General features: G+C 39.4%; 22 protein-coding genes and 1 pseudogene. 5 read left to right on the top strand and 18 right to left on the bottom strand.

Annotation, left to right across the window (positions count from 1 at the left end; translation table 11 throughout):
- Nucleotides 1-6: 6 nt before the first annotated feature.
- The 4 genes and pseudogenes from cas3 to MKY93_RS07535 all read right to left on the bottom strand — a co-directional run bounded on the left by cas3 (nucleotide 7) and on the right by MKY93_RS07535 (nucleotide 4449).
- The gene (gene cas3 / locus MKY93_RS07550) at nucleotides 7-2394 is read right to left on the bottom strand and encodes a CRISPR-associated helicase Cas3' (protein ID WP_340758702.1); all 2388 of its coding nucleotides are present in this window, start codon (nucleotides 2392-2394) and stop codon (nucleotides 7-9) included.
- A gap of 985 nt (nucleotides 2395-3379) precedes the next feature.
- Nucleotides 3380-3526, bottom strand: coding sequence for a hypothetical protein (locus tag MKY93_RS07545; protein WP_340758701.1), 147 nt, complete (start codon nucleotides 3524-3526; stop codon nucleotides 3380-3382).
- Between the two features lie 134 nt (nucleotides 3527-3660).
- Nucleotides 3661-4122, bottom strand: a pseudogene (locus tag MKY93_RS07540) (Zn-binding domain-containing protein); the annotation flags it as partial.
- A gap of 18 nt (nucleotides 4123-4140) precedes the next feature.
- Nucleotides 4141-4449, bottom strand: a complete 309-nt coding sequence (locus MKY93_RS07535) for a hypothetical protein (protein ID WP_340758700.1) — start codon at nucleotides 4447-4449, stop codon at nucleotides 4141-4143.
- Between the two features lie 159 nt (nucleotides 4450-4608).
- Here MKY93_RS07535 and MKY93_RS07530 point away from each other — a divergent pair, with 159 nt between their 5' ends.
- The 4 genes from MKY93_RS07530 to MKY93_RS07515 all read left to right on the top strand — a co-directional run bounded on the left by MKY93_RS07530 (nucleotide 4609) and on the right by MKY93_RS07515 (nucleotide 5938).
- A complete protein-coding gene (locus MKY93_RS07530; protein WP_340758699.1) occupies nucleotides 4609-4830 on the top strand; it encodes a transcriptional regulator in 222 nt (73 codons plus the stop codon).
- The gene (locus MKY93_RS07525; protein ID WP_340758698.1) at nucleotides 4830-5165 is read left to right on the top strand and encodes a YolD-like family protein; all 336 of its coding nucleotides are present in this window, start codon (nucleotides 4830-4832) and stop codon (nucleotides 5163-5165) included. The genes MKY93_RS07530 and MKY93_RS07525 overlap by 1 nt, the downstream gene beginning before the upstream one ends.
- Before the next feature lie 131 nt (nucleotides 5166-5296).
- On the top strand, nucleotides 5297-5443 hold the full coding sequence (locus MKY93_RS07520) for a hypothetical protein (protein ID WP_340758697.1): 147 nt from the start codon (nucleotides 5297-5299) through the stop codon (nucleotides 5441-5443).
- Nucleotides 5444-5698: 255 nt separating this feature from the next.
- Nucleotides 5699-5938: a DNA-binding protein gene (locus MKY93_RS07515; protein ID WP_340758696.1), complete on the top strand. Its 240-nt coding sequence runs from the start codon at nucleotides 5699-5701 to the stop codon at nucleotides 5936-5938.
- 43 nt (nucleotides 5939-5981) lie between these two features.
- On the opposite strand, the gene MKY93_RS07510 is transcribed toward MKY93_RS07515, so the two are convergent.
- Nucleotides 5982-6308, bottom strand: a complete 327-nt coding sequence (locus tag MKY93_RS07510) for a DUF3139 domain-containing protein (RefSeq protein WP_340758695.1) — start codon at nucleotides 6306-6308, stop codon at nucleotides 5982-5984.
- Between the two features lie 97 nt (nucleotides 6309-6405).
- On the opposite strand from MKY93_RS07510, the gene MKY93_RS07505 reads away from it, so the two are divergent.
- Nucleotides 6406-7134 (top strand): hypothetical protein, encoded by a 729-nt coding sequence (locus MKY93_RS07505; protein WP_340758694.1) that lies wholly within the window; start codon nucleotides 6406-6408, stop codon nucleotides 7132-7134.
- A gap of 162 nt (nucleotides 7135-7296) precedes the next feature.
- On the opposite strand, the gene MKY93_RS07500 is transcribed toward MKY93_RS07505, so the two are convergent.
- From MKY93_RS07500 to gpG, 13 genes are all read right to left on the bottom strand, one after another.
- Nucleotides 7297-8070 carry an N-acetylmuramoyl-L-alanine amidase family protein gene (locus MKY93_RS07500; RefSeq protein WP_340758693.1) on the bottom strand — a complete coding sequence of 258 codons (774 nt, stop codon included), beginning with the start codon at nucleotides 8068-8070 and terminating at the stop codon, nucleotides 7297-7299.
- Nucleotides 8071-8188: 118 nt separating this feature from the next.
- The gene (locus tag MKY93_RS07495; RefSeq protein ID WP_340758692.1) at nucleotides 8189-8455 is read right to left on the bottom strand and encodes a phage holin; all 267 of its coding nucleotides are present in this window, start codon (nucleotides 8453-8455) and stop codon (nucleotides 8189-8191) included.
- A 14-nt stretch (nucleotides 8456-8469) separates the two neighbouring features.
- Nucleotides 8470-8856, bottom strand: coding sequence for a hypothetical protein (locus MKY93_RS07490; RefSeq protein WP_340758691.1), 387 nt, complete (start codon nucleotides 8854-8856; stop codon nucleotides 8470-8472).
- A 98-nt stretch (nucleotides 8857-8954) separates the two neighbouring features.
- Nucleotides 8955-9131, bottom strand: a complete 177-nt coding sequence (locus MKY93_RS07485) for a hypothetical protein (protein WP_340758690.1) — start codon at nucleotides 9129-9131, stop codon at nucleotides 8955-8957.
- Nucleotides 9132-9402: 271 nt separating this feature from the next.
- A complete protein-coding gene (locus tag MKY93_RS07480) occupies nucleotides 9403-9852 on the bottom strand; it encodes an AraC family transcriptional regulator (RefSeq protein ID WP_340758689.1) in 450 nt (149 codons plus the stop codon).
- A 286-nt stretch (nucleotides 9853-10138) separates the two neighbouring features.
- On the bottom strand, nucleotides 10139-10276 hold the full coding sequence (locus MKY93_RS07475; RefSeq protein ID WP_340758688.1) for a hypothetical protein: 138 nt from the start codon (nucleotides 10274-10276) through the stop codon (nucleotides 10139-10141).
- Between the two features lie 13 nt (nucleotides 10277-10289).
- Nucleotides 10290-10880 (bottom strand): hypothetical protein, encoded by a 591-nt coding sequence (locus MKY93_RS07470; RefSeq protein WP_340758687.1) that lies wholly within the window; start codon nucleotides 10878-10880, stop codon nucleotides 10290-10292.
- Nucleotides 10880-11734: a hypothetical protein gene (locus MKY93_RS07465; RefSeq protein WP_340758686.1), complete on the bottom strand. Its 855-nt coding sequence runs from the start codon at nucleotides 11732-11734 to the stop codon at nucleotides 10880-10882. Before MKY93_RS07465 ends, MKY93_RS07470 begins: the two co-directional genes overlap by 1 nt.
- A gap of 1 nt (nucleotide 11735) precedes the next feature.
- A complete protein-coding gene (locus tag MKY93_RS07460) occupies nucleotides 11736-12833 on the bottom strand; it encodes a siphovirus ReqiPepy6 Gp37-like family protein (RefSeq protein WP_340758685.1) in 1098 nt (365 codons plus the stop codon).
- Between the two features lie 2 nt (nucleotides 12834-12835).
- The gene (locus MKY93_RS07455) at nucleotides 12836-13711 is read right to left on the bottom strand and encodes a phage tail domain-containing protein (protein WP_340758684.1); all 876 of its coding nucleotides are present in this window, start codon (nucleotides 13709-13711) and stop codon (nucleotides 12836-12838) included.
- 12 nt (nucleotides 13712-13723) lie between these two features.
- A complete protein-coding gene (locus tag MKY93_RS07450; RefSeq protein ID WP_340758683.1) occupies nucleotides 13724-18262 on the bottom strand; it encodes a phage tail tape measure protein in 4539 nt (1512 codons plus the stop codon).
- 23 nt (nucleotides 18263-18285) lie between these two features.
- On the bottom strand, nucleotides 18286-18465 hold the full coding sequence (locus tag MKY93_RS07445; protein WP_340758682.1) for a hypothetical protein: 180 nt from the start codon (nucleotides 18463-18465) through the stop codon (nucleotides 18286-18288).
- 189 nt (nucleotides 18466-18654) lie between these two features.
- A complete protein-coding gene (gene gpG / locus MKY93_RS07440) occupies nucleotides 18655-18990 on the bottom strand; it encodes a phage tail assembly chaperone G (protein ID WP_340758681.1) in 336 nt (111 codons plus the stop codon).
- Nucleotides 18991-19125: the final 135 nt, after the last annotated feature.

The raw sequence follows: 19125 nt of genomic DNA, 5'->3' as shown, positions 1-19125 counted from the left end.
ACCTCCCTAATAAAGTTCCAATTGCAATCCTGCTTGTCCTTTTAACGTCACGCCATATTCAAGATCATAGGCTTTCTTTGTTAAACAATAGATAGAATCCTCGTAAAGGGATTCGATCAACCCTTCATTATCTAATATCCTTAGTTCATGTGTGTAAAGATTTACGCTATATTGCTGTGCTTTTTTGATCAGCTGATTGAATAGCTTAAAATCACGTATATCTTCATTCAAGCTAGCGATAATTTCTTCTCCTTCTCCAAATGGCACCAAAACGGCTGTAGTTGGAGAATGAATCGCTTCAAAGTGCTTTTCTATCGTTTTGAACATCCCCGAAGATCTCGTTTGCTTCGACTGTTTTGCAGCAGATGTACCGTTCAACAGAGTAAACAAATCACAGTCCAGTTCTGGAGGCGCAATCCGAATTTCTCGTTCAGCCTGCGCCAGGAAGTGACTAAAATACGTTTCGATGGTTTTCGGATGAAGTAAGCGATCTATATATGCAGGATTCGTTAATATATAATCACTCGTTACTTCTGCACCTATCCGAATTTCAGGAAGCTTGGATAAATTTTCATCTTTGGAGCGAATGATAAACACCTCCCCTAGATCCCTTTCCCCATTACGATTACATCTGCCCGCTGCCTGCGCAATCGAGTCCAGTCCCGCGAGAGATCGAATAACCGATTCAAAACTGATGTCTACACCTGCTTCGATTAATTGCGTACTGACACAGACCACTTTCTCTTTCCCTAGCTTTTCTTTGATTCGTTCTAGTATTTCTTTGCGATGCATCGCGCACATCGAAGTGCTTAAATGGGCAACATACACATCTTGTAGTACTACCAGTTCTTGATACAATTTTTTCACAGCAGTTTTTGTATTAAGAATAACCAAGACAGAATCACGATCTTCCAAAAGCTTTTTTGTAAAGTTTGCAATCTGTGCAGCATCCCAGCCGTCCGGATCTACTTCTGAGGAAATGGAGACCCTCTTGAACGCATCTACCACTTCATCCAATCGCGGAATCATTTCCGATTCCTTTTTTAAAAGCAATGGAACCTTTATCTGCTTTATCGACGCGTTATTGGCAGGCTGCGTGGCTGTACAAAGAATTATGCTGCTATTGCCGATTGCCTGAAGAAAATTGACAGCCGAATGAAATAGTTCCCTATGTTGATAAGGTACGGATTGCACTTCATCGAAAACAATTATGGCGTCTGTCAAATTATGTAGGCGCCGGCTCTTTCTCGTCCCTTTTTGATAAAAAGCATCTAAGAATTGGACCATGGTAGTAAAGATAATAGGATAATCCCAATTATCTCTGCCAAGCTGCATATTTTTGTGATAAGGCTGATTATAATAATCCGTTTCATTATCTATCCCTTCATCATCTACTACATTTGCATGATGTTCGAGTACAGCTTCTGGTTGCTGAATCATCTCCCTGACAGCTTGTGCGTTTTGTTCAAGAATCGTCGTATAAGGAACAACGTATATAATTCGAGATTTTTTGTACTTTAGGGCATGTTTTAAAGCATAACGCAGGCTCGCAAAGGTCTTTCCGCCACCGGTAGGAACGGTAAGTGTATAAATGCCTGATGGATAACCAGCAAATATATCGCAACTTTCCGACATCTCATTGCGCAATGCGTTGATACCTTGGTTGTTCTGTTTAAATTCCGTAACCTTCTCCATCAAATGCTGGTATCCTATTTCAAAAACGTCTCCGGCATACATTTCTGAAGTATTGCTATTCTCTTCGAAACATCTTGTATTCGTACGATCCGCATCAATAAGACAGCTAAAGACTAACTTTTGCATTAGTGTTAAATATACATTTGCATTTCCAAGTGGTTTCACAAGCTGAATAAATTTTTGCATTTCTAGTTTTGCTTTGTCTATGAGTTGCTGAACTCTTTCTATATTTCCAGTTATACTTTCAAAATTCAATACTACTTCGTCATAATAAGGGAGTTGCTCATTCGTCACACGTCTTACATAATCGGAAGGTTTTAAATCTGGTTGCAAAAAATTTTGCATTCCCGAATGGTGAGATAAGACAGCCATTCCTACTGTCTCCACTACATAATCTTGTAAAGGATCTATGCCATAGTATCGTTCGTACAAATACTTTGCACCTGCTGTCGAGTGATCGATTTTTTCGCCGACAATTTTATTTTTAAGCACTGCATTTTTCAGATAAGTAGTAAAGTGCTCCGTAAACTTCCCCATATCATGCAAGAATCCTGAAAGTTCGGCATGAGCCCCGAGATTTACCAGGTCTCCAAAACGACGAGCCAGCTCAGCCACCTCTTCTAAATGCTCTTGAACAGATTGTTCAGCGAAATCACTCTGTCGAATATGTGCGATTAACAATACATCCACCCCACTCATAGTCTATACGACTTATTTCACGTAATTAAACATTACCAATGTATCATAAATTATCCAAATATTGAAGACTATTTAAATTTATTTTGGAAAGTCCAATAAACTAAAGGCGTCAGGCTATGTATCATTCTTAGAAAAAGTAGTTGAAAGCACGTCGGTCGATCACTAGAACTACGTGTAATTAATTTAGATGAAGGTCCCTTCAGTAATTTTTCCTGACTTCTGTCTATCGTTTAAGTAGAGAGTATTTCAAGATTAACTTGTTTATCGGTTGATGAAAACGTTTATATAGTGAATAAATTAAGGATAGAATTTGAACGATCCAGCTAAACTCAAGTGGAAGTAGTTGGAGAATAAATGCGCAAATAAAAACTTAGAATTTTTGTTTCCATCCAATTATTGTGATACATTGAATATATTCTGTAATGTGCGAACGTTAAGTGAACATGAAAACTCAGGGAGGTTCGCGCATATTTTGTATGTTTTTATGTCTCTTTTTATTCAAACAGGCATAAAGAAGAAGTGTAAAATTAATTTAAAGAATAATAAACACAAGGTATAGTGTCATGTTGATGATAATGCCTATATTTTGCGGTCGCTCTCTTTATTGAGAGCGTGGATTGAAATACTTTGTGAATATGAAGTACAGCACAAAAAAATGAGTCGCTCTCTTTATTGAGAGCGTGGATTGAAATCAATACAAGAAACCTAGAGCGAATTCGGGAGACCTAGTCGCTCTCTTTATTGAGAGCGTGGATTGAAATAATACCAAATTTACATGAGAGATTATATGATCAAGGTCGCTCTCTTTATTGAGAGCGTGGATTGAAATATAATAATTACTTAACCCAAACAGACTATAGCCATCCACATGCTATCCTTCCCAAAGATTGTCTAGTTGCTTCTACCACTCAAAACCTATTCATACATCATCACCGAATCTAGGACTCCAGCATAAAAAAAGAACGCCCAAAATGGACGCTCTCTGTTAAAGGTTTACTGCTTCGGTATTGCTGTATACATCGGCACCCCGCATTGCTTTAGGCGGAATGTAGCTATCGCCGTTAGTAGCAAAATGATAACTATAAAGACTTTGCAGTAACAGATCTGATAGTTTGGTCACTTCTTCATTCATTATGAATCATTCCTCCTTATTTTCATAACTCGGAAATAACCCGAAGAAACTTATATTCAATATTTAATATTTCTGGGGCTCCCACCAGTATAGCTAAATCAAAATAGGAATCTAAGCCAAATCACCTTACAGCTTCATCCCACCAATTCCCTCAAAAGACTCTCCGCCCGGCTCTTATTCTCCGTCTGCCCCGCTTCCTGCGCACCAATGCAAACCGGACACCCATACTCACACCGACACTCCATCACATGTTCGGCCGCCAGCGTCAACAATTCACTCCATCGGCTATAAATATTCTCGCTCAATCCGATTCCACCTGGATAGCTATCATAAATGAAAAATGTCGGACGTTTCATATGAATAGCTTTCACTTGTGGTACAACGTGGATGTCACTACGATCACACTTGATAAAAAGCGGGATCAACGACTGAATCGCGTATGCCGCCGAAGTCATCGCATCTGTCAAATCTGATTTCTCCCAATCACTCGGCACATCGAATGTCAACCAAGTGCCGGATGTGTGCATTTCCTCAGATGGCAATGAAATCGGTCCTGATCCGATATTGTCATGTGTATCAAACTTAATCTTAATGAAGCATAATTACAACGCTTGTTAAAAATTAATATGCTGCCTTATATAATTCGTTATAAATTTTTCAATATCCTTAAAGTTCTTCATTTCAAGTCGACGCGACGGTTCCAATGTAATTAACGCTTGAATTGCCGATGGATTCGCGTCTATGAAATATGTCCGCTTAACCTCATCCGTAATTTCTCTGCTCGTCGTAACTTTTCGATTAAACTCCATGAAAAATAATTTCCCTGGCTCCAACAACATAATTAATTTAGGATTGATCTGCCAAGCTTTACGTTCTTTAATCTGCTGGTGGCCATCTGAATATGTAACAGTCATTTCTCTCATATGTAGCACCCCTTTTGCCTGACTTCATTCGACAACGTTCTGGATTTTCCTTTAATTATCGAAAAAATAATAAACGGCCTTCCATAATCGGATGGGTCTTTTTTACACTTCACATACGAACATTTATTCTATATACTGAAAACAAGGAGGGGAACGCATGTGCTAAAAACATTGGAAAGATCGGTAAATTACGGAGAGGTATTGGAAATGATGTATTTAGCGAAAGATGGATCAATCAGCAAAAGGAAAATCAAAGTGCTGTGGGTTGGAGATGCTTCATTTCGTGCATATTGTTTTCTAAGAAGATCTAAACGAACTTTTCTTATTGAAAATGTTTTAGCAGCTGTTCCTGTCAGATATAAAGAAAGAGTGGTTATATAATGGAAGGTAATCGTGATCGTGGTGCTATCAAGTGGACTTCCTTATTCATCCCTGAACACTTGGAACTCATACGTGAATGGTATGCAGAGGATGATTACGTGGAGAAACCTGAGCTGGACCAGTTTGATTGGGATAACATTCAGCAGACATTGGAAGCTGCTAATAAGCGTCAGTGCATAACGCAAATCCAGACGTGGAAGGATGGTAAAATTAATCCCTATCGCGGGAAAATCTTAGAAATCAACGCCCAATCGAAAAGTGTCATGTTGGAAGATCCGTTTTGCATTGAGCGTATAGTATTTAGCGATATTACCAACGTGCAATGTGTAAATTAAAAGAGGCGACCTTTCCGTAATCGGAAGGTCGTATTTTTTTGATAATTTACCGTTTATTTCACATAAACCTATTCAATTTATTTAATAGGTATGGTATAATTAATTTATAGAAAGGAGGTGAACAAGAGTGGATGATTTCGAAAAAAGTCCTTGCTGCGGTCGCACTTGTCGCAACAGCATTCAAAGCTTTCACATCAGGCTTGAAAGACATTTACGACATGACACAAGGCAAAAAGAAAAAGCGACGCCCCTCTCGCAAAGGAAAACGTCGCAAGTGATACCAGAAGGAGGTTAACGCCTCCTTCTCAATCCAATTATATCACATCCACTTATATGTATGAAAAAAATGCTTAAACAATTTGGTTACACAAACATCGCTTTATTGATCGTTGGTATAGCAATAATACTGACATATGTTGATTTTCAAAATCCTAAAATATTTGATTATGTATTATTAACGCTATACGGAGTCACAGTTTTAATACACCTTGCGAGGTTAATACTGTTTATGTTTCAAAAGGAAAGGTGATATCATGGAATATAAATTTGCAACTACAGAGGAACTTCTGGAATTTCTGAGTGAGGAATTACTTTCTGCAGCAGAAGCAGCCGAGGTGTTAGATATATCAAAAGTAAGGCTCGGAAAATTAGTGAAGGATGACAAATTAATTGCCGTCAAAGAACAACCGAAAATGTTTTTGAAAAGTATGGTATTGGAGAAAAAAGATGAACTCGAATCACTTCGTAAAAAATATAGACCGTATGATGAGTAAATTAAAAAAGCGACTCTGTCCGCAATGGATAGAGTCGCTTATGTTATGGGTATTTTGCATTTTTCAGATATTCCGTCGTTTCTATTTCTGCACCCTTTTCATAAGCGGCACCGAAGAAACGTTCTTTTGAAAAATAATGGTATTCGTATGTTCTTTCCGGGTATTTCTTAAAATATACGCGCGTATAAAATTTACCTATTTTAAAGTCATACTTGGTTTCTCTTGATAATATATCATTTTGATAGCTGTGTTCCTCTAAATAAGAATCAAAATGGCGTTCTACTGTTCTTTTTTCAAAATATTTAACTGTTAAAAAGATCGAACCAATTACCAAAAGAACAATAAATAAAATTACTAATACTTTTTTCATAAAAACCTCCAAATTTGGAAAATAGTTTGTTTTATTATTCATCTATGATAATATCATATTAACATTGCAATGTAAAAAATTTCTAAGGGAGACAAAAATGAAGAAAATTCTAAGTTTATTATTTTTATCGTTACTAATTACTATCTCACCTATTTCTACGAAAGCAGATACTACCTTATCTAAAGATACAGTTGGGAACCCTGAGTTGACTTATGAAGTTTATTTAGAATTAATTGATTCAGGTATTTTAGATGAAACTATTACTTATGACGTTTGGGTTCAATTAAATTCTGAAGAAAGAAGCAATTCTATAAAAGAAGAAGCTGAATTATCTTCTCTTCCTACAACTTTGAGTGGATCAACCTCTTCATTAGTGAGAGGCGATATTTTAATATCTAATGGATCAAGCTCCTATGGTTTAACTGGGCATGCTGGGATTGTAGTGGGGAATGATCGAATACTACACATAGCTGGGCCTGGATATAAAACAAATATTATTAAGTTTAGTACGTGGACCAATAAATATGGAAAGCCAAGAGGCGGTATAGTTAATACTGAAGTTTATCGAATTAGTAATTGGACACACAGGAATGCTGCGGCCGACTGGGCTGTTGCAAAATATGAAAATTTGGGAGCTAGTTATAGTCTAACGACCGGGTTATATACTTTTAATCCAACATATTGTTCGAAAATTGTTTGGCAAGCATATCATTATGGACCTTCTACATCATTAGTGAACGCACCTGGAGGACCACTTGCAACGCCTTATGGTTTACCGACGTACTTTAAAAGTACAGCAAATATAAGTTACCAATTTAATTTTTAATCTAAACGCTGGAGGACACAACTCTTCCAGCGTTTAGATTTTTTTATTTTGCAACTAAATACATATTTTTTATCTTGCTATTAAAAATAGTATATTTTGGAGAGCTGACGAGCCACTACAAATTAAGCAACGTAAAACCCATTTATGGATGGACGTCAGAATTTATTTATTCGTATCGATAATATACTTAGCTGCTAGTCCTAACAAATCAACATCTATGATCTGGCCATCTTCTAATTTCTTTTGCCACGATTCGTGAGCGCAAGCTTTTACAGCTGCATTTACAATAATCTTGCGTCTGGCTTTACTACCTAACGTTAGCTCAGTTTCAGCTTTTAATGCTGGACTGGAAAATCTCAATTCGTCATCCTCCTTTGAACTGCTTGGCGTTGCTACTACTGTCTTAATGCCAAAATAGTCATTGATGCCCTTTGCAGTTAAACGTGCCAGCTTGTCCACTTCAGTGATTAGTAGCGACTCATCGTTATTGTTACTAATAAACGCATACTCCACCAGACAGGCCGGCATGTTCGTCTCACGTAATACAGCAAAGTTTGCACGCTTCATACCGCGATCGCGCAAACCAATCTCTTTGATAAGAGCGTTATGAATGGCTCCTTGAAGTTTAATTGTTTTTGCGTTTGAAGTCTTATCAAAAATAAACGTCTCAAAGCCGGTTGCCGTTTTGTTGGTTGCGCTGTTGTCATGCAAGCTAACAAATATGTCTGCCCCCCATTTATTCGCCGCAGCTGCTCTTTGCGATAGCGTCAAATAGACATCAGTTTCTCGCGTTAAATTGACCGTATGACCATGTTGCTGGAGCAGCGTTTTCATTCTCAAAGCAACTTTCAAGACGTTATTTTTTTCGTAGGACCTTGCTCCTCCTGCCCCACTATCGTGTCCGCCGTGTCCTGGATCGATCAAGATTTTTACCATCAGTCAAACACCTCATTCTCCGAATCCGCATAGCATTCCTCGCACATCGGCTCTCCGTTGTAATTTTCCAAAAGCCGGATCTCTTTTTCACACACAACGCATTCGATTGTATTACTCATTACTTATCATCCTTTCTTGGCTTCTTGTATCGCATAACCTGCTTACTGTCATCCACGCCATCAGTAGTTGGATCAACCACCACACCGATAATGACTAGCAAAGCAAATAAGGCGTTAATAAAATTGGCCGCTTCTTCTCCAATTGGGTCTGCAGCTAATACATACCCAAACCAACTCGCTACAATCTGTGCAACCAATAAAAAAGCCGGCACCAAGGCCAGCCAAAACAATTTATTCTTTGCTCGTACTTTCCAGTTAATTTTCATCTTATAGACCTCCATTATTTTAATATTTGAAGCAAGCCCGCTATGCCTGCTAGTATTCCACCTGTTCCCGCAAAAGCTCCTACTATGCCTAACACAATTTTCTCACGCGTGGAAAAGCGTTTTAGCGTGATCCGCTCATCCTTGTGGATGACATCAGATTTCATCTTCATTTTCTGCATATCAACTTCGAAGTAGTGTTCCATGAATCTACTTTGAATACCCCTTGTTTCCTGACCATCCTTCATAATCGTTAGTTCGAGATTAGTTTGCGAAGATTTTATTTCTTTCACCTGACTTGTAATTTCCTGTACTTGCGCGCTTACGTTAAGCTGTGATTTTTCCACTTCTTCCAGACGCGGCAAGATATTATGGTGTATCAATTCGTCATGTCTTTCAAGCATTTCAAGCTCCTCCTCTGTTCGAGCCATATCTCACCCCACCACACTTTTCTATTTATAAATGGATATAAAAAAGAACGCCCCATGAGGACGTTCCTGAACTATTCTTTTACTTGCTCCAGCATGAAAATGTCGGCCATGGTGATTTTTTTGCCTGTAATGGATTGTAATGCAGAGTTCTTGCTTATGCCCATCCCATATATCAATTGCATAAAATCCCGTGGTCGACCTTCCACGATGCATTCTTCCCCGTCAATCAGTGTCAGTTTTGTTTTCATTACCCCGTCTCCCCCTCTGTAGTACCAATATACGACAGAGAGGGAGTTTTACCCTTCTATTTACCTAAAACTTTTTACCTAACAATGTCATTCCGAACCTCGGCAAACTAAACTCCAACACTCCTTGTTGCACATTAGGGTCCGGATGTGCAACAAAAAAACAACTAAGTGTTGATTTAACTTTTTAAACTAAAGCACCCGTTTAGTTTAATAAGAACAGCGACGCTATATAACAATCGTGCCCGTTTGTTGAGTAAATACCTTACTCTTGTTACTGTATTGGGACTAATATTTCACATAAATGGTTATCAATCATTTGTGAGGTATATCTTTCTACAATCGGCTGTTCCCTTATTGATAGATTGTTTTTTTCTATTTCAGAAAAAATATTGTCCCAAAATTCACCGACTGCCTCTTTTGTATGGTCAAGGACGAAAACAGCATATTTTCCACCAGTAAATTTACTAACTCTAGCTGGTCTTGCCACATTAAAATCCTTATTTACAACAACACAAACATCATAACGACATTCTTCTTTAGGGGTAACCTGGGGGTTATCCTGCGGTATTCCTAAAATCGTGGAATTATCAAATACACCGTTCATCTGTGCCCACTTTTTAAAGGACTCCATTAGTTCCTTGTTTTGCTTTTCGCCATACTCTCCAACGTTACGGAAATAAGCAATCCATGATTCAGGTATTTCTTCAATAGTGATTTTCATGTTTTAAATCTCCCCTTTTGGATAAGGTAATACGATTTAAAATATTATTCAAGCACTTTTTTAAAAGAGGATATTCCGTAGACGTTCCTTCACAATCTGGCCCGATTGTTGAACAACACTATTCAACTAAACTGCCCTTGCCGTTGCGCTCGATATATTTTTCAATACTGGCAATGGTAGTTACTAATGAAGTCGCGATTAAAGAAATCTCGTCATCAGTTAATTTCACAGTGTTCATGCTGATCTCCACTTTTAGCATAAAAAATAACGCTTGCTTGAACTGCTTTTACTCTGTTAAATCCTTTTCTTCCCTTTCATCGATTTCAGGAGTAATCAACTGCTCTACTCTTGTGATTGCTCCATTTTCTCTTTCATACTCCCTAATCAATACATCGTTATTAAATTCCTCGCTAATTAAATTCATGGTGTAGTTCACCTCACTTCTCAAGCCAATAGTTATAATCCAAATAAAATTCCCAACCTGGCGAGTTTGTTTTAGCTAATATTGATAAAGACGCCCCGAATTCAATCAACTCTAAATTATCTCGTCCACTTGACAGTTCGTAGATATTTCCCCACCTTGACAATCCTCTGTTGTAGCTGAAATGACCATGACATATAATAATACCATCTACAACTACAGTTACAGTATTGGTTCCGGTATAATCTTTTATATTATATAATGAAAATCTCCCACCACCATTAATATTTAATATTGTTGTTGTAGAAACCCCTTTTACATATACTTGATGTTTTCCCATATAATTATATGTCCCACTACCACTTAAATTGTTTTTTATATCTTTTAACTTGGCGTGCACACTCCCCGTTGCAGATGCAGTGTTTGCGTTACTGCCGACATTAGAGTTGATCGTATTTACATTAGTATTGACCGTGTTAACTGTATTCGCAATGTACCGCAGTTTAGCGTGTGCAGAACCGTTTAAATTTGCTGCATCATTAACCTTACCAAGACTATCTAGTATCTCATCTACTTGCGCCTTAGTAGGCAATATAATCTCAGGCATTATTCAACCTCCTCATAAATAAACTTTAAATTCCCACCTTCAACCCTCCAGCCATACTTATATTCAACACCTGCGTCGACAAATTTGTGAGGTAAAGGATCTTCTTTGTGCTGATCGATTTGTAACTGTAAGTTCCCTGCCGCATTAGTGTCCAAAATATTTCTGATGGTTTCAAACCACGTATCAAACGCTGCCCTCTGATCTGCACTCCAAGTTTGGAAAGCAATCTCTTCTAAATCCCTCCACAATAAGAATGAAGTTTTTTGATCCTCCGTCCAAGCATTAAATTCATCTGCCTTTAGATTGGAATAATGGTCAAACCAAGCTTGATACTGATTAAAGATGGTTGTGGTATCTACTTGATTGACCACAGCATGCATCAATCCGCATAAATTATTATTTAGGCGGGTATCGGTAATGATTGCCTGTGAAATATTCAACGATCCTTTTGCTACGTATACATCTGCAAGTGCCAACTCATAAGCATCCGCATCACGCTTCAATATTGGTGCAACTGGCGAAGCAGACAATGTTCCTCTCTTGACCTGTACACTCATTTTCCGCTCCGTGTAATCTAGTCGAATTACAATCCGATCAATCCGGTTCAGCGTGGTATCGCCTTTATCAAGAGAGAGCGTATAATCTTCATCATTGATTAAGTAGTAGCCGTTGATCCAAGCTTTGCCTGGTCGGACAATGACGCTCATCGAATCGCCGTTTGCCAGTATTTGCAGACAATCTGACGGACGAACAAAAATACCATTGCCGATAAATGTGGCAAAGTATTGTGCGAAGTCCTCCGCTTTATACCGCCGATCTCCATTGACCGAGTTAAACATTCCAAATCTCATCATGTTATTTCACCATCCTTTTTAATGCTTGTGGAAGAGTAGGAACCGACTTGCCAACCGTACAAAAGATTGATTTGCCGTCCTCTTTAAATACTTCATCTGCTTGCATGACACGGCTATTCATTAAAATTCCTAATTCATCATCTTTAATTGTGATTAGATCACCCAAAAAGAAATCTTCATTATACTTGGTGTTTTCTTTAGTCACGTCCAGTTCGCAATCAAAACCAATAATATCCGTATACTCTTTTATTTTTTCCGAGCCTTTCGCAATAAGCAGTTGCTGGTATTCTGCAGGAGGTATTTCCACTTGTTGCTCCCCAACCTCTTTTGTATCTGCAATCTCGCGGGCATCGATGAAAATTTCTCTTCGAATCAATCCACTATTCGCTGTTCCTATACTGGCTAATTTCCGTAGTGGACCTTCACCAGCACCACCGATCAGCGCTGTATTTTTCAGATCATTATTCGCATCCTCATATGCACGGGTTAGCACATTAGCACGACTCTTTGACAAGATGATACGTGGGTTGTCAAACTGATTAATGGTCCGATCAGCCCCCTCGTAAATGTCGTAAAACAACTGTCTGCCATCAAACAAGCAGCGGAAGCCTATATCATGCGTATTGCATAGATTTTCCGTCACTTCATACACGTCTTTATAGGAAATTTGCTGTTCAATTATAGCCCCTATGTTCTTCTGGGTAGCCATCTGCACCTGTCGTATTTTTCGAGCGCTCACTGAAGGATTAATCATTGTTTCATTTATTGCTCTACGGATAATTTGTTCCGACGTTGTATAGAAATTATATTGACCCCATAAGATTCGGCGATCCATCCAGCGAGATAGCGAGAAACATTTAATGACCAATTGATCTACACCGCTACTGTCATCGAAACCACGGTAGTAAATGTACATGACTTCGTTATCATCTTGGCGATACAGGATATTTCCTTTCTGCAGAAGCTGAATATTTTTCGGTGTCACATCCACATGCAGTTCTGCTTCACTTCCTGGACCATACTTTTTCCTCCACAACAGATACGAGAACTTCCCGATCATGCCAAGGCGTTCAAAGTTTTCATTGCATACATAAAGCACGACTACATCCCCACAAATTGCGGCGTAAAGTAAATGGACACTTCAAGGTTCGAAACGAATTCTTCCGCTTCATACCGAACAAGATTGTCACCGACATCCACAGACAGATGAATGTCCGAATCCAGCGACAGATAGTTAAAGTAATTGATCTGTTGTCCATTACGTTCCAATATCACATACTCATCACCGCGTTTGGTATTGACTGTGACAATATCGCCACCTCGTAAAGTAGCATCAATCATAATAATATAACCCGTATCCACTACCTCAATCTGTGGACGAACAACACTTCCTAACGCTTTGAATTGCACTCGCAAAGGGGAAGCAGTATCACTATCGTTAAATACATTGACCACGTTATTCGGCTCCCTGTACCCCATTTCAATCCCATCTCCGGCATCATCAATTTCTAATTCGAATTCAAACGATCCTACCCACAATGCAATTTCATACTTCTTTTCTTCCGTATACCACCACGGATTTGGGCAGAGAAATGAAATCAGAAACTCCGGCCAAGTATCTTTTGAAATCAATGGGGATTTTTCCACACGACAATCGATAAAGCGACTGATATCGCCATTCGTATATTGCAACGTAAAACGGTCTTTCGGATTGAAGAAACGAATTAACCTTTGACGATTAATTTCCTTGTCATTCCGTTTCATCTTTCCACCGACTACAATATTGCGCTCGCGGACACTGGACCCTTTTACATTCGTTCCATCTTCGTTATAATTTTTCACATTGTAAAAATCGTTTTCCAAAGAATCAATTCCCTCTGCGGATTCAAGAAAAAAAGGACTCGTCACCGATATTTCCAGTGACTGCCCTTTTGAATTGTGGAAGATTAATTTTTCTTTCCTGCCGAATGAAATCACTTGCTCACCACCTTATAATTGCAACGATAATTCTTTCATGGCGTTTTTGCCTAATCTAGCTGATTCATACGGATCAAGAGCCTTTGGTGAATGGAACGTCATATGATAATGGTTTTCTGTATGAGTAGAAGTGGAACTCGAAACAGACGAACCACTTGGTCCAGATAATGCAGCAGACAAACCATCCATTCTTGCCATGTTGCCATAGACAGATAACATGGTGCGCTGGACTTTCGCATAAGACTGTTTAATTCCTTCTATCAATCCTTCGTTGATATTGATACCAAAATCCTTAAATACACGACTTGGCGAATGAATATCCAATGCAGATTGGAAAGTACTTGTCACGATATCGGCTAAAGATTGCGCTGCATTCTCCAACTCGCTTTTCTTGGATAGCATACCGCTAATCAAACCACTGACAGCATATACACCAATATTCGGCATTTCAGCCATTTCATTTTTCACGGTACCTTTCGTGGCAATCATGCTTGTACGCCATTCATTTTGATAGATCCGCAACTGTTCAGCTGTCTTGATTCGCAATTCATTGATTTGCTTCTCAGTGTTCTGTCTCTGCTCAGTAAGTTCAGATGCAGCTTGTTCACGAGCCTGTTTATTCTTCACTTGCCATACAGCTACATATTCTTGTAACTGCTGATCGGTCAATGTATTAAGTGCAGCTATTTCCGCGCCTGCTTTAGGTCCCATCTCACGTAGCTCTGCTAACAAACCATCGTCAATACCTTTAGCAGCCAATGCCGTAATATTCTTCTGCCAATCTTCAAATGCCGATACCTGGTCTTTCAAATTTTGAAGAAGAGCACTGCCTAATACTTCCCTTGAAGTAATTTCATCAAAGATGCCAGCAAATGTGTAAAGGGATCTTGCACGATCATCGAGTGCCTTTTGGTATTCATCATTCAACTTCTTTTCGCCATCTAAGAATTCTTTATTCAGGTTCTCGACTTTTGAAAGGTAGTCTTTATTGATAGATTCTACTTCTTTATTAATTGCATCCGTAGCTTTTTTATAAGCCGTCTGGACCTCCACACGCTCTTTTGTACCCTCTTTAAATACTGACAATGACTTGCGCCAGATTTCAGATTCAGCATACAAAGAAAGCTCCTCTGCACTCTGCTTGTCCTTTACATATAACTTAATGGCTTCAAGTCGTTCTTTGCTTACTTTTTCTTCGGCTTTCTGCATATCCGTCCAAGCCTTGTCATTGATCTTGGCCAGTTTCTTTTGCTCGTCTTCTTCCAATTTTCGAAGTTTAGCTGCAGCGTCTGCACGGATATTGTGGACTTTTTGAGCGCCTGTTTTTACAATCTGTCCTTTTTTGTTCTTAGAAGTTTTGGTTGCTGACTGAACAGATTGAGATGTCTTATGTTCTAGTTCAATACGTTTCTTCGCATATTCCTGTTGATCTGCAATCTTTGTCACTTCACTGGCATTTTGTTTAGTAGCTGCCGTGATAACTTTTGCGACACCGGCGATTGCCTTTTCATTGGTTGCCTGTGTGGATGAGATTCCGATTGCTAAACCTTCACCAATATGTCCGCCTATCTCCATCATGACGCGAGAAGGGGAATGAATATCCATTACGGAATTTATTTTATTTTTAATATTAGTAGCGATATCTGACATTGCATTGGTGACTGCAGACATTTTGGACTTTATTCCATTTACTAGCCCTTGAATAATATCACTGCCGACACTCATTAAATTGATATTGGTTAGGAATGACTTTGCTTCATTCCATCGATTGCTGATAGTTGTTTTAACTTCAGTCATTTTCCTATCAATCGCTGCACGCTTTTCTTCAAATTTATTCTTGGCAACAATCACAATTTCAGCAGCTTTGGAAATGGTGTACTTCTTTCCATTTTCCCAACCATCGCTGATCGACTTAGCGGTTTGTGACATCTTTTGGATAGTATCAGATTTTAGTTCATCAAACTTCTTCTTAGCACTTACAGTGAGTTCAGCAGTCTTTGTGATTGTTGCTTGTCCGGCTTCTTCCCATTTCTGTTTTATATCATTCTTAATTTCTTCGAATTTGGACTTTGTTTCATTTTTGAAGACTTCCCACTTTTTTAGAACTTCACCAGTTTCCCAATTCACATGGTTGACATGTTCATCGGCTTGGGCTTTTGCTTCTTTGACAACATTCTGATGCATATCTTCAGCATGCTTTACCGTTTCGTCTTTTGCTCTCCCTGCTTCAGCGATCATTTTATTCGCTTCTTCGGTAGTAATATGCCCAGTCTCATCTCGCATGCGAATGATAGCCGCGACTGTCTCGTTATAGAGTGCTTCGGCCTCAGCAACCACTTTTTCTTTCTGCTCAATAGAATTTTTAACGACTTCAGCCGCTTGGTGCGCTGTAATTGCACTAGCTTCCTGTTTCAATCGTTCCATAATAACTTTTTGCTCGTTTTCGCTTTCAGATAAATATTTAACAGCATTTTTATTCATCTGTTCTCTAATATGATCAAGTTCTGCTTTTTCACTTTCACGAAGACTACGGTTTTCAGAGACAGCGACTTCAATGATTTCACTCATGCGGGATTCTGCTAATCTTTGAGCTTCTATACGTTCATCATGAGATTTTTGTGCTCGTTGTACAATGGCCGTTTCATGTTCATCAGTTAATACAGATGAGTTCATGAATAATGATTTTAATGTCGTCATTTCTTCATCATGACGTTTATTCATACCCTCAATAATTTGAGTATTCATTTCGGAATACTTTCCAATCATGTCGGTTTTAAATTCTTCTGTCACTACACTTGCGCCCATCAATGAAACAGCCAGACCATCAGATAACTCAAAAAAGCCTTCCATTGCCTTTCTGGTAGGTTCTGAAAGTCCATCGATTTCCTTACTAAACCGTTCAACTTCTGGGATTGCTGCAGACGTTGCTTCCTTGTACGCTTTAATGCCGCCCACAATCATGCCGATTGGACCGCCAAGTACCATAATGGCGCCATGCAATAATTTTGAACTACCAACTAGGTCATCCCAGTTTTTATAAAGTAATACCCCAGCTGCAGTCATAGCGGATACAGCCGCAACAGTAATAACGATTGGACCTGTGATAACAGTCAATGCGCTACCAAACACTGTCGCCGCTCCACCTGCCGTTCCTATAGCTGTAGAAAGAGTAGCAACTGTGGTAACTAATCCACCTATGCCAGACATGAGCATGCCGCCTACTACTAACACAGGACCTGCAGCGGCGGCTAATGCACCAAATGCGACAATGTTCTTCTGTGTTTTCTCATCCATATCCGCAAACTTGTCAATTAGCGGTTGAACCGCACTCATCGCATCGCGCGCCATTGGTATCAAAATACCACCAATAGTAATACCGATGTCCTTGATTTGGTTAACCATCATCTTCATTTGAGATTCAGTTGTCTTATAACGTTCTGCAGCTTCATTAGAGAGGGCAGTATTCTCATCCCATGCATTATTTGATATTCCTATAGATTCAACGACTAACTCATGAGCACCAGACATACGTTTGATAACATCGATCTCTCGAATACCTTTAATGCCTAAATCATCTAATATATCGGTCATATTCACTCCGGCTTCAGATGATTCATTTAAGCCTTTGAGTAACGCGGTAAACGCAACGGTAGGTTCTTCTTTCCATGCCTTAGCAAAGTCTTTTGCAGACATACCAGACGCTTTTGCAAATGCATCTAGCTTCTTTCCTCCACCATCCACAGAGTTTGTAATCTTAGTGAACGCCATGGATAGAGCAGTACCACCTGCTTCTGCTTCCACACCAAGCGAACTAGCAGCAGCTGATATAGCCATAATTTCGGCTTCGGTCAATCCGGCTTGAGTTCCAGCTGCGGCAATACGCATACCAAGAGAAACAATTTCACCCTCTGTAGTGGCGCTATTGTTTCCTAGATCAACAATTATGGAACCAAGGTTTGAAATCTTGTCCATCGACATTCCAGTGATGTTCGCAAAACGGGCCAATTGGGTAGCTGCTTGCTCAGATGTCATATTGGTAGATTCGCCAAGATCGACCATGGTACGAGTAAAACCTAGAATGTCCTCTTTCTTAATACCTAGCTGCCCAGCTGCTTCCGCGACACCAGCAATACTCGTAGCGCTTGCTGGAAGCTCCTTCGACATATCACGGATGCCTTGTGACAAGACCGCGAATTCTGCTTCTGTCGCATCGGTTGTTTTACGAACTCCGGCGAACGCACTTTCATAATCTACTGCCGCTTTAAACGCACCTGCGCCCATTGCCAGAAGTGGAGCAGTGACCGACATAGATATCTTTTTCCCTACATCCGTCATACCTTTACCGATTGACTTCATCTTTGCACCAAGTTGTGTCCATGAAGATGATTGGATTTTTAACTCTTTATCAACCGATGATAATTGGGTAGATAACCGATTATATTCGGCTTGTGCTTTATTGACGGCGTTCGCTTGCCGCTTAATCTGAGCCTCTGTTGCCTTACCGCTTGCGGTCAATTCATCATAGCGCCTGCGTTCTTCTTGCAACTTCAAAGAAGACGCTTCTACCGCACGAGTTAGGATGCCTTTTTTTGGGTCAGACCACTGATTGATTTTTCGTACTCAACACCCTTACCTTTGACCGCTTGCAATTCAGAACCCATCGATTTGATGTGACGATTTGCTTGAGAGACTGTATTGTTAAAGTTATCGGCATTCAGGGACAACTTGACCTCTAACGATCCGATTTCTGCCATATTCTCACCTTCTTTCAGTCAAAGACATAAAAAATCACAGCCAATCCAAATCGTCGGCTGTGATGTGTTCTACTTCTATTTGTGTTAATTCAATCCAAAACTTAATGTCCATAGCATCGATTTCATGTAGCTTGTATCTTTCTTTCAACCGTGCTCGGTAAAAATCTTTAATCCATAAATATGGATCGATTACTCCCCTGGCTCGTTTCCCCCTTCTTCGGGTGGCGTTTTAACAGCCAATCCACCTAAACTTAATGCTTCGTTAAATATCCGAACTGGTTCTGTTTGAATTTGAGCAGCGGATAAACCATCCCATACGTCTTCCACTGTGAATTTATGGTCAAACGCCATGCATATGAACTCCACCATCTTTTCAAAGGTTGTAACATCACCTAGGTCTCTTCCTTCCGAAAAGTGTTTATTTAATGACAAGGCATTTTTAAATACCCGTGCGCTTACAAAGTCATTGATGAACGTTTTATTTTCTCCTTTAATACGCAAAGTGATTTTAATTGAGTTTTCCATGTAGTTCCCTCCGATTTTTTGAAAAATAAAAAGAGAGGCGTTATGCCCCTCTTTCGTTAACCAATAATAAAGTTTTTGCCTAATACGGCTTCCCCCACTGGTTGGGGGTCATTAGGGCGTAGGAACAGCCTTAGT

Origin of the sequence: Sporosarcina sp. FSL W7-1283, from assembly GCF_038003105.1 — a bacterium.
Taxonomy (GTDB): domain Bacteria; phylum Bacillota; class Bacilli; order Bacillales_A; family Planococcaceae; genus Sporosarcina; species Sporosarcina newyorkensis.
Note: the sequence above shows the minus strand (reverse complement) of the source record. Positions and strands in the feature narration are given on the sequence as shown.

What these genes read in the sequence shown, in the direction of transcription:
- cas3 (WP_340758702.1), bottom strand. Translation starts at nt 2,394, where the DNA reads ATGAGTGGGGTGGATGTATTGTTAATCGCACATATTCGACAGAGTGAT.
- MKY93_RS07545 (WP_340758701.1), bottom strand. Translation starts at nt 3,526, where the DNA reads ATGAATGAAGAAGTGACCAAACTATCAGATCTGTTACTGCAAAGTCTT.
- MKY93_RS07535 (WP_340758700.1), bottom strand. Translation starts at nt 4,449, where the DNA reads ATGAGAGAAATGACTGTTACATATTCAGATGGCCACCAGCAGATTAAA.
- MKY93_RS07525 (WP_340758698.1), top strand. Translation starts at nt 4,830, where the DNA reads ATGGAAGGTAATCGTGATCGTGGTGCTATCAAGTGGACTTCCTTATTC.
- MKY93_RS07520 (WP_340758697.1), top strand. Translation starts at nt 5,297, where the DNA reads ATGATTTCGAAAAAAGTCCTTGCTGCGGTCGCACTTGTCGCAACAGCA.
- MKY93_RS07515 (WP_340758696.1), top strand. Translation starts at nt 5,699, where the DNA reads ATGGAATATAAATTTGCAACTACAGAGGAACTTCTGGAATTTCTGAGT.
- MKY93_RS07510 (WP_340758695.1), bottom strand. Translation starts at nt 6,308, where the DNA reads ATGAAAAAAGTATTAGTAATTTTATTTATTGTTCTTTTGGTAATTGGT.
- MKY93_RS07505 (WP_340758694.1), top strand. Translation starts at nt 6,406, where the DNA reads ATGAAGAAAATTCTAAGTTTATTATTTTTATCGTTACTAATTACTATC.
- MKY93_RS07500 (WP_340758693.1), bottom strand. Translation starts at nt 8,070, where the DNA reads ATGGTAAAAATCTTGATCGATCCAGGACACGGCGGACACGATAGTGGG.
- MKY93_RS07495 (WP_340758692.1), bottom strand. Translation starts at nt 8,455, where the DNA reads ATGAAAATTAACTGGAAAGTACGAGCAAAGAATAAATTGTTTTGGCTG.
- MKY93_RS07490 (WP_340758691.1), bottom strand. Translation starts at nt 8,856, where the DNA reads ATGCTTGAAAGACATGACGAATTGATACACCATAATATCTTGCCGCGT.
- MKY93_RS07485 (WP_340758690.1), bottom strand. Translation starts at nt 9,131, where the DNA reads ATGAAAACAAAACTGACACTGATTGACGGGGAAGAATGCATCGTGGAA.
- MKY93_RS07480 (WP_340758689.1), bottom strand. Translation starts at nt 9,852, where the DNA reads ATGAAAATCACTATTGAAGAAATACCTGAATCATGGATTGCTTATTTC.
- MKY93_RS07475 (WP_340758688.1), bottom strand. Translation starts at nt 10,276, where the DNA reads ATGAATTTAATTAGCGAGGAATTTAATAACGATGTATTGATTAGGGAG.
- MKY93_RS07470 (WP_340758687.1), bottom strand. Translation starts at nt 10,880, where the DNA reads ATGCCTGAGATTATATTGCCTACTAAGGCGCAAGTAGATGAGATACTA.
- MKY93_RS07465 (WP_340758686.1), bottom strand. Translation starts at nt 11,734, where the DNA reads ATGATGAGATTTGGAATGTTTAACTCGGTCAATGGAGATCGGCGGTAT.
- MKY93_RS07445 (WP_340758682.1), bottom strand. Translation starts at nt 18,465, where the DNA reads ATGGCAGAAATCGGATCGTTAGAGGTCAAGTTGTCCCTGAATGCCGAT.
- gpG (WP_340758681.1), bottom strand. Translation starts at nt 18,990, where the DNA reads ATGGAAAACTCAATTAAAATCACTTTGCGTATTAAAGGAGAAAATAAA.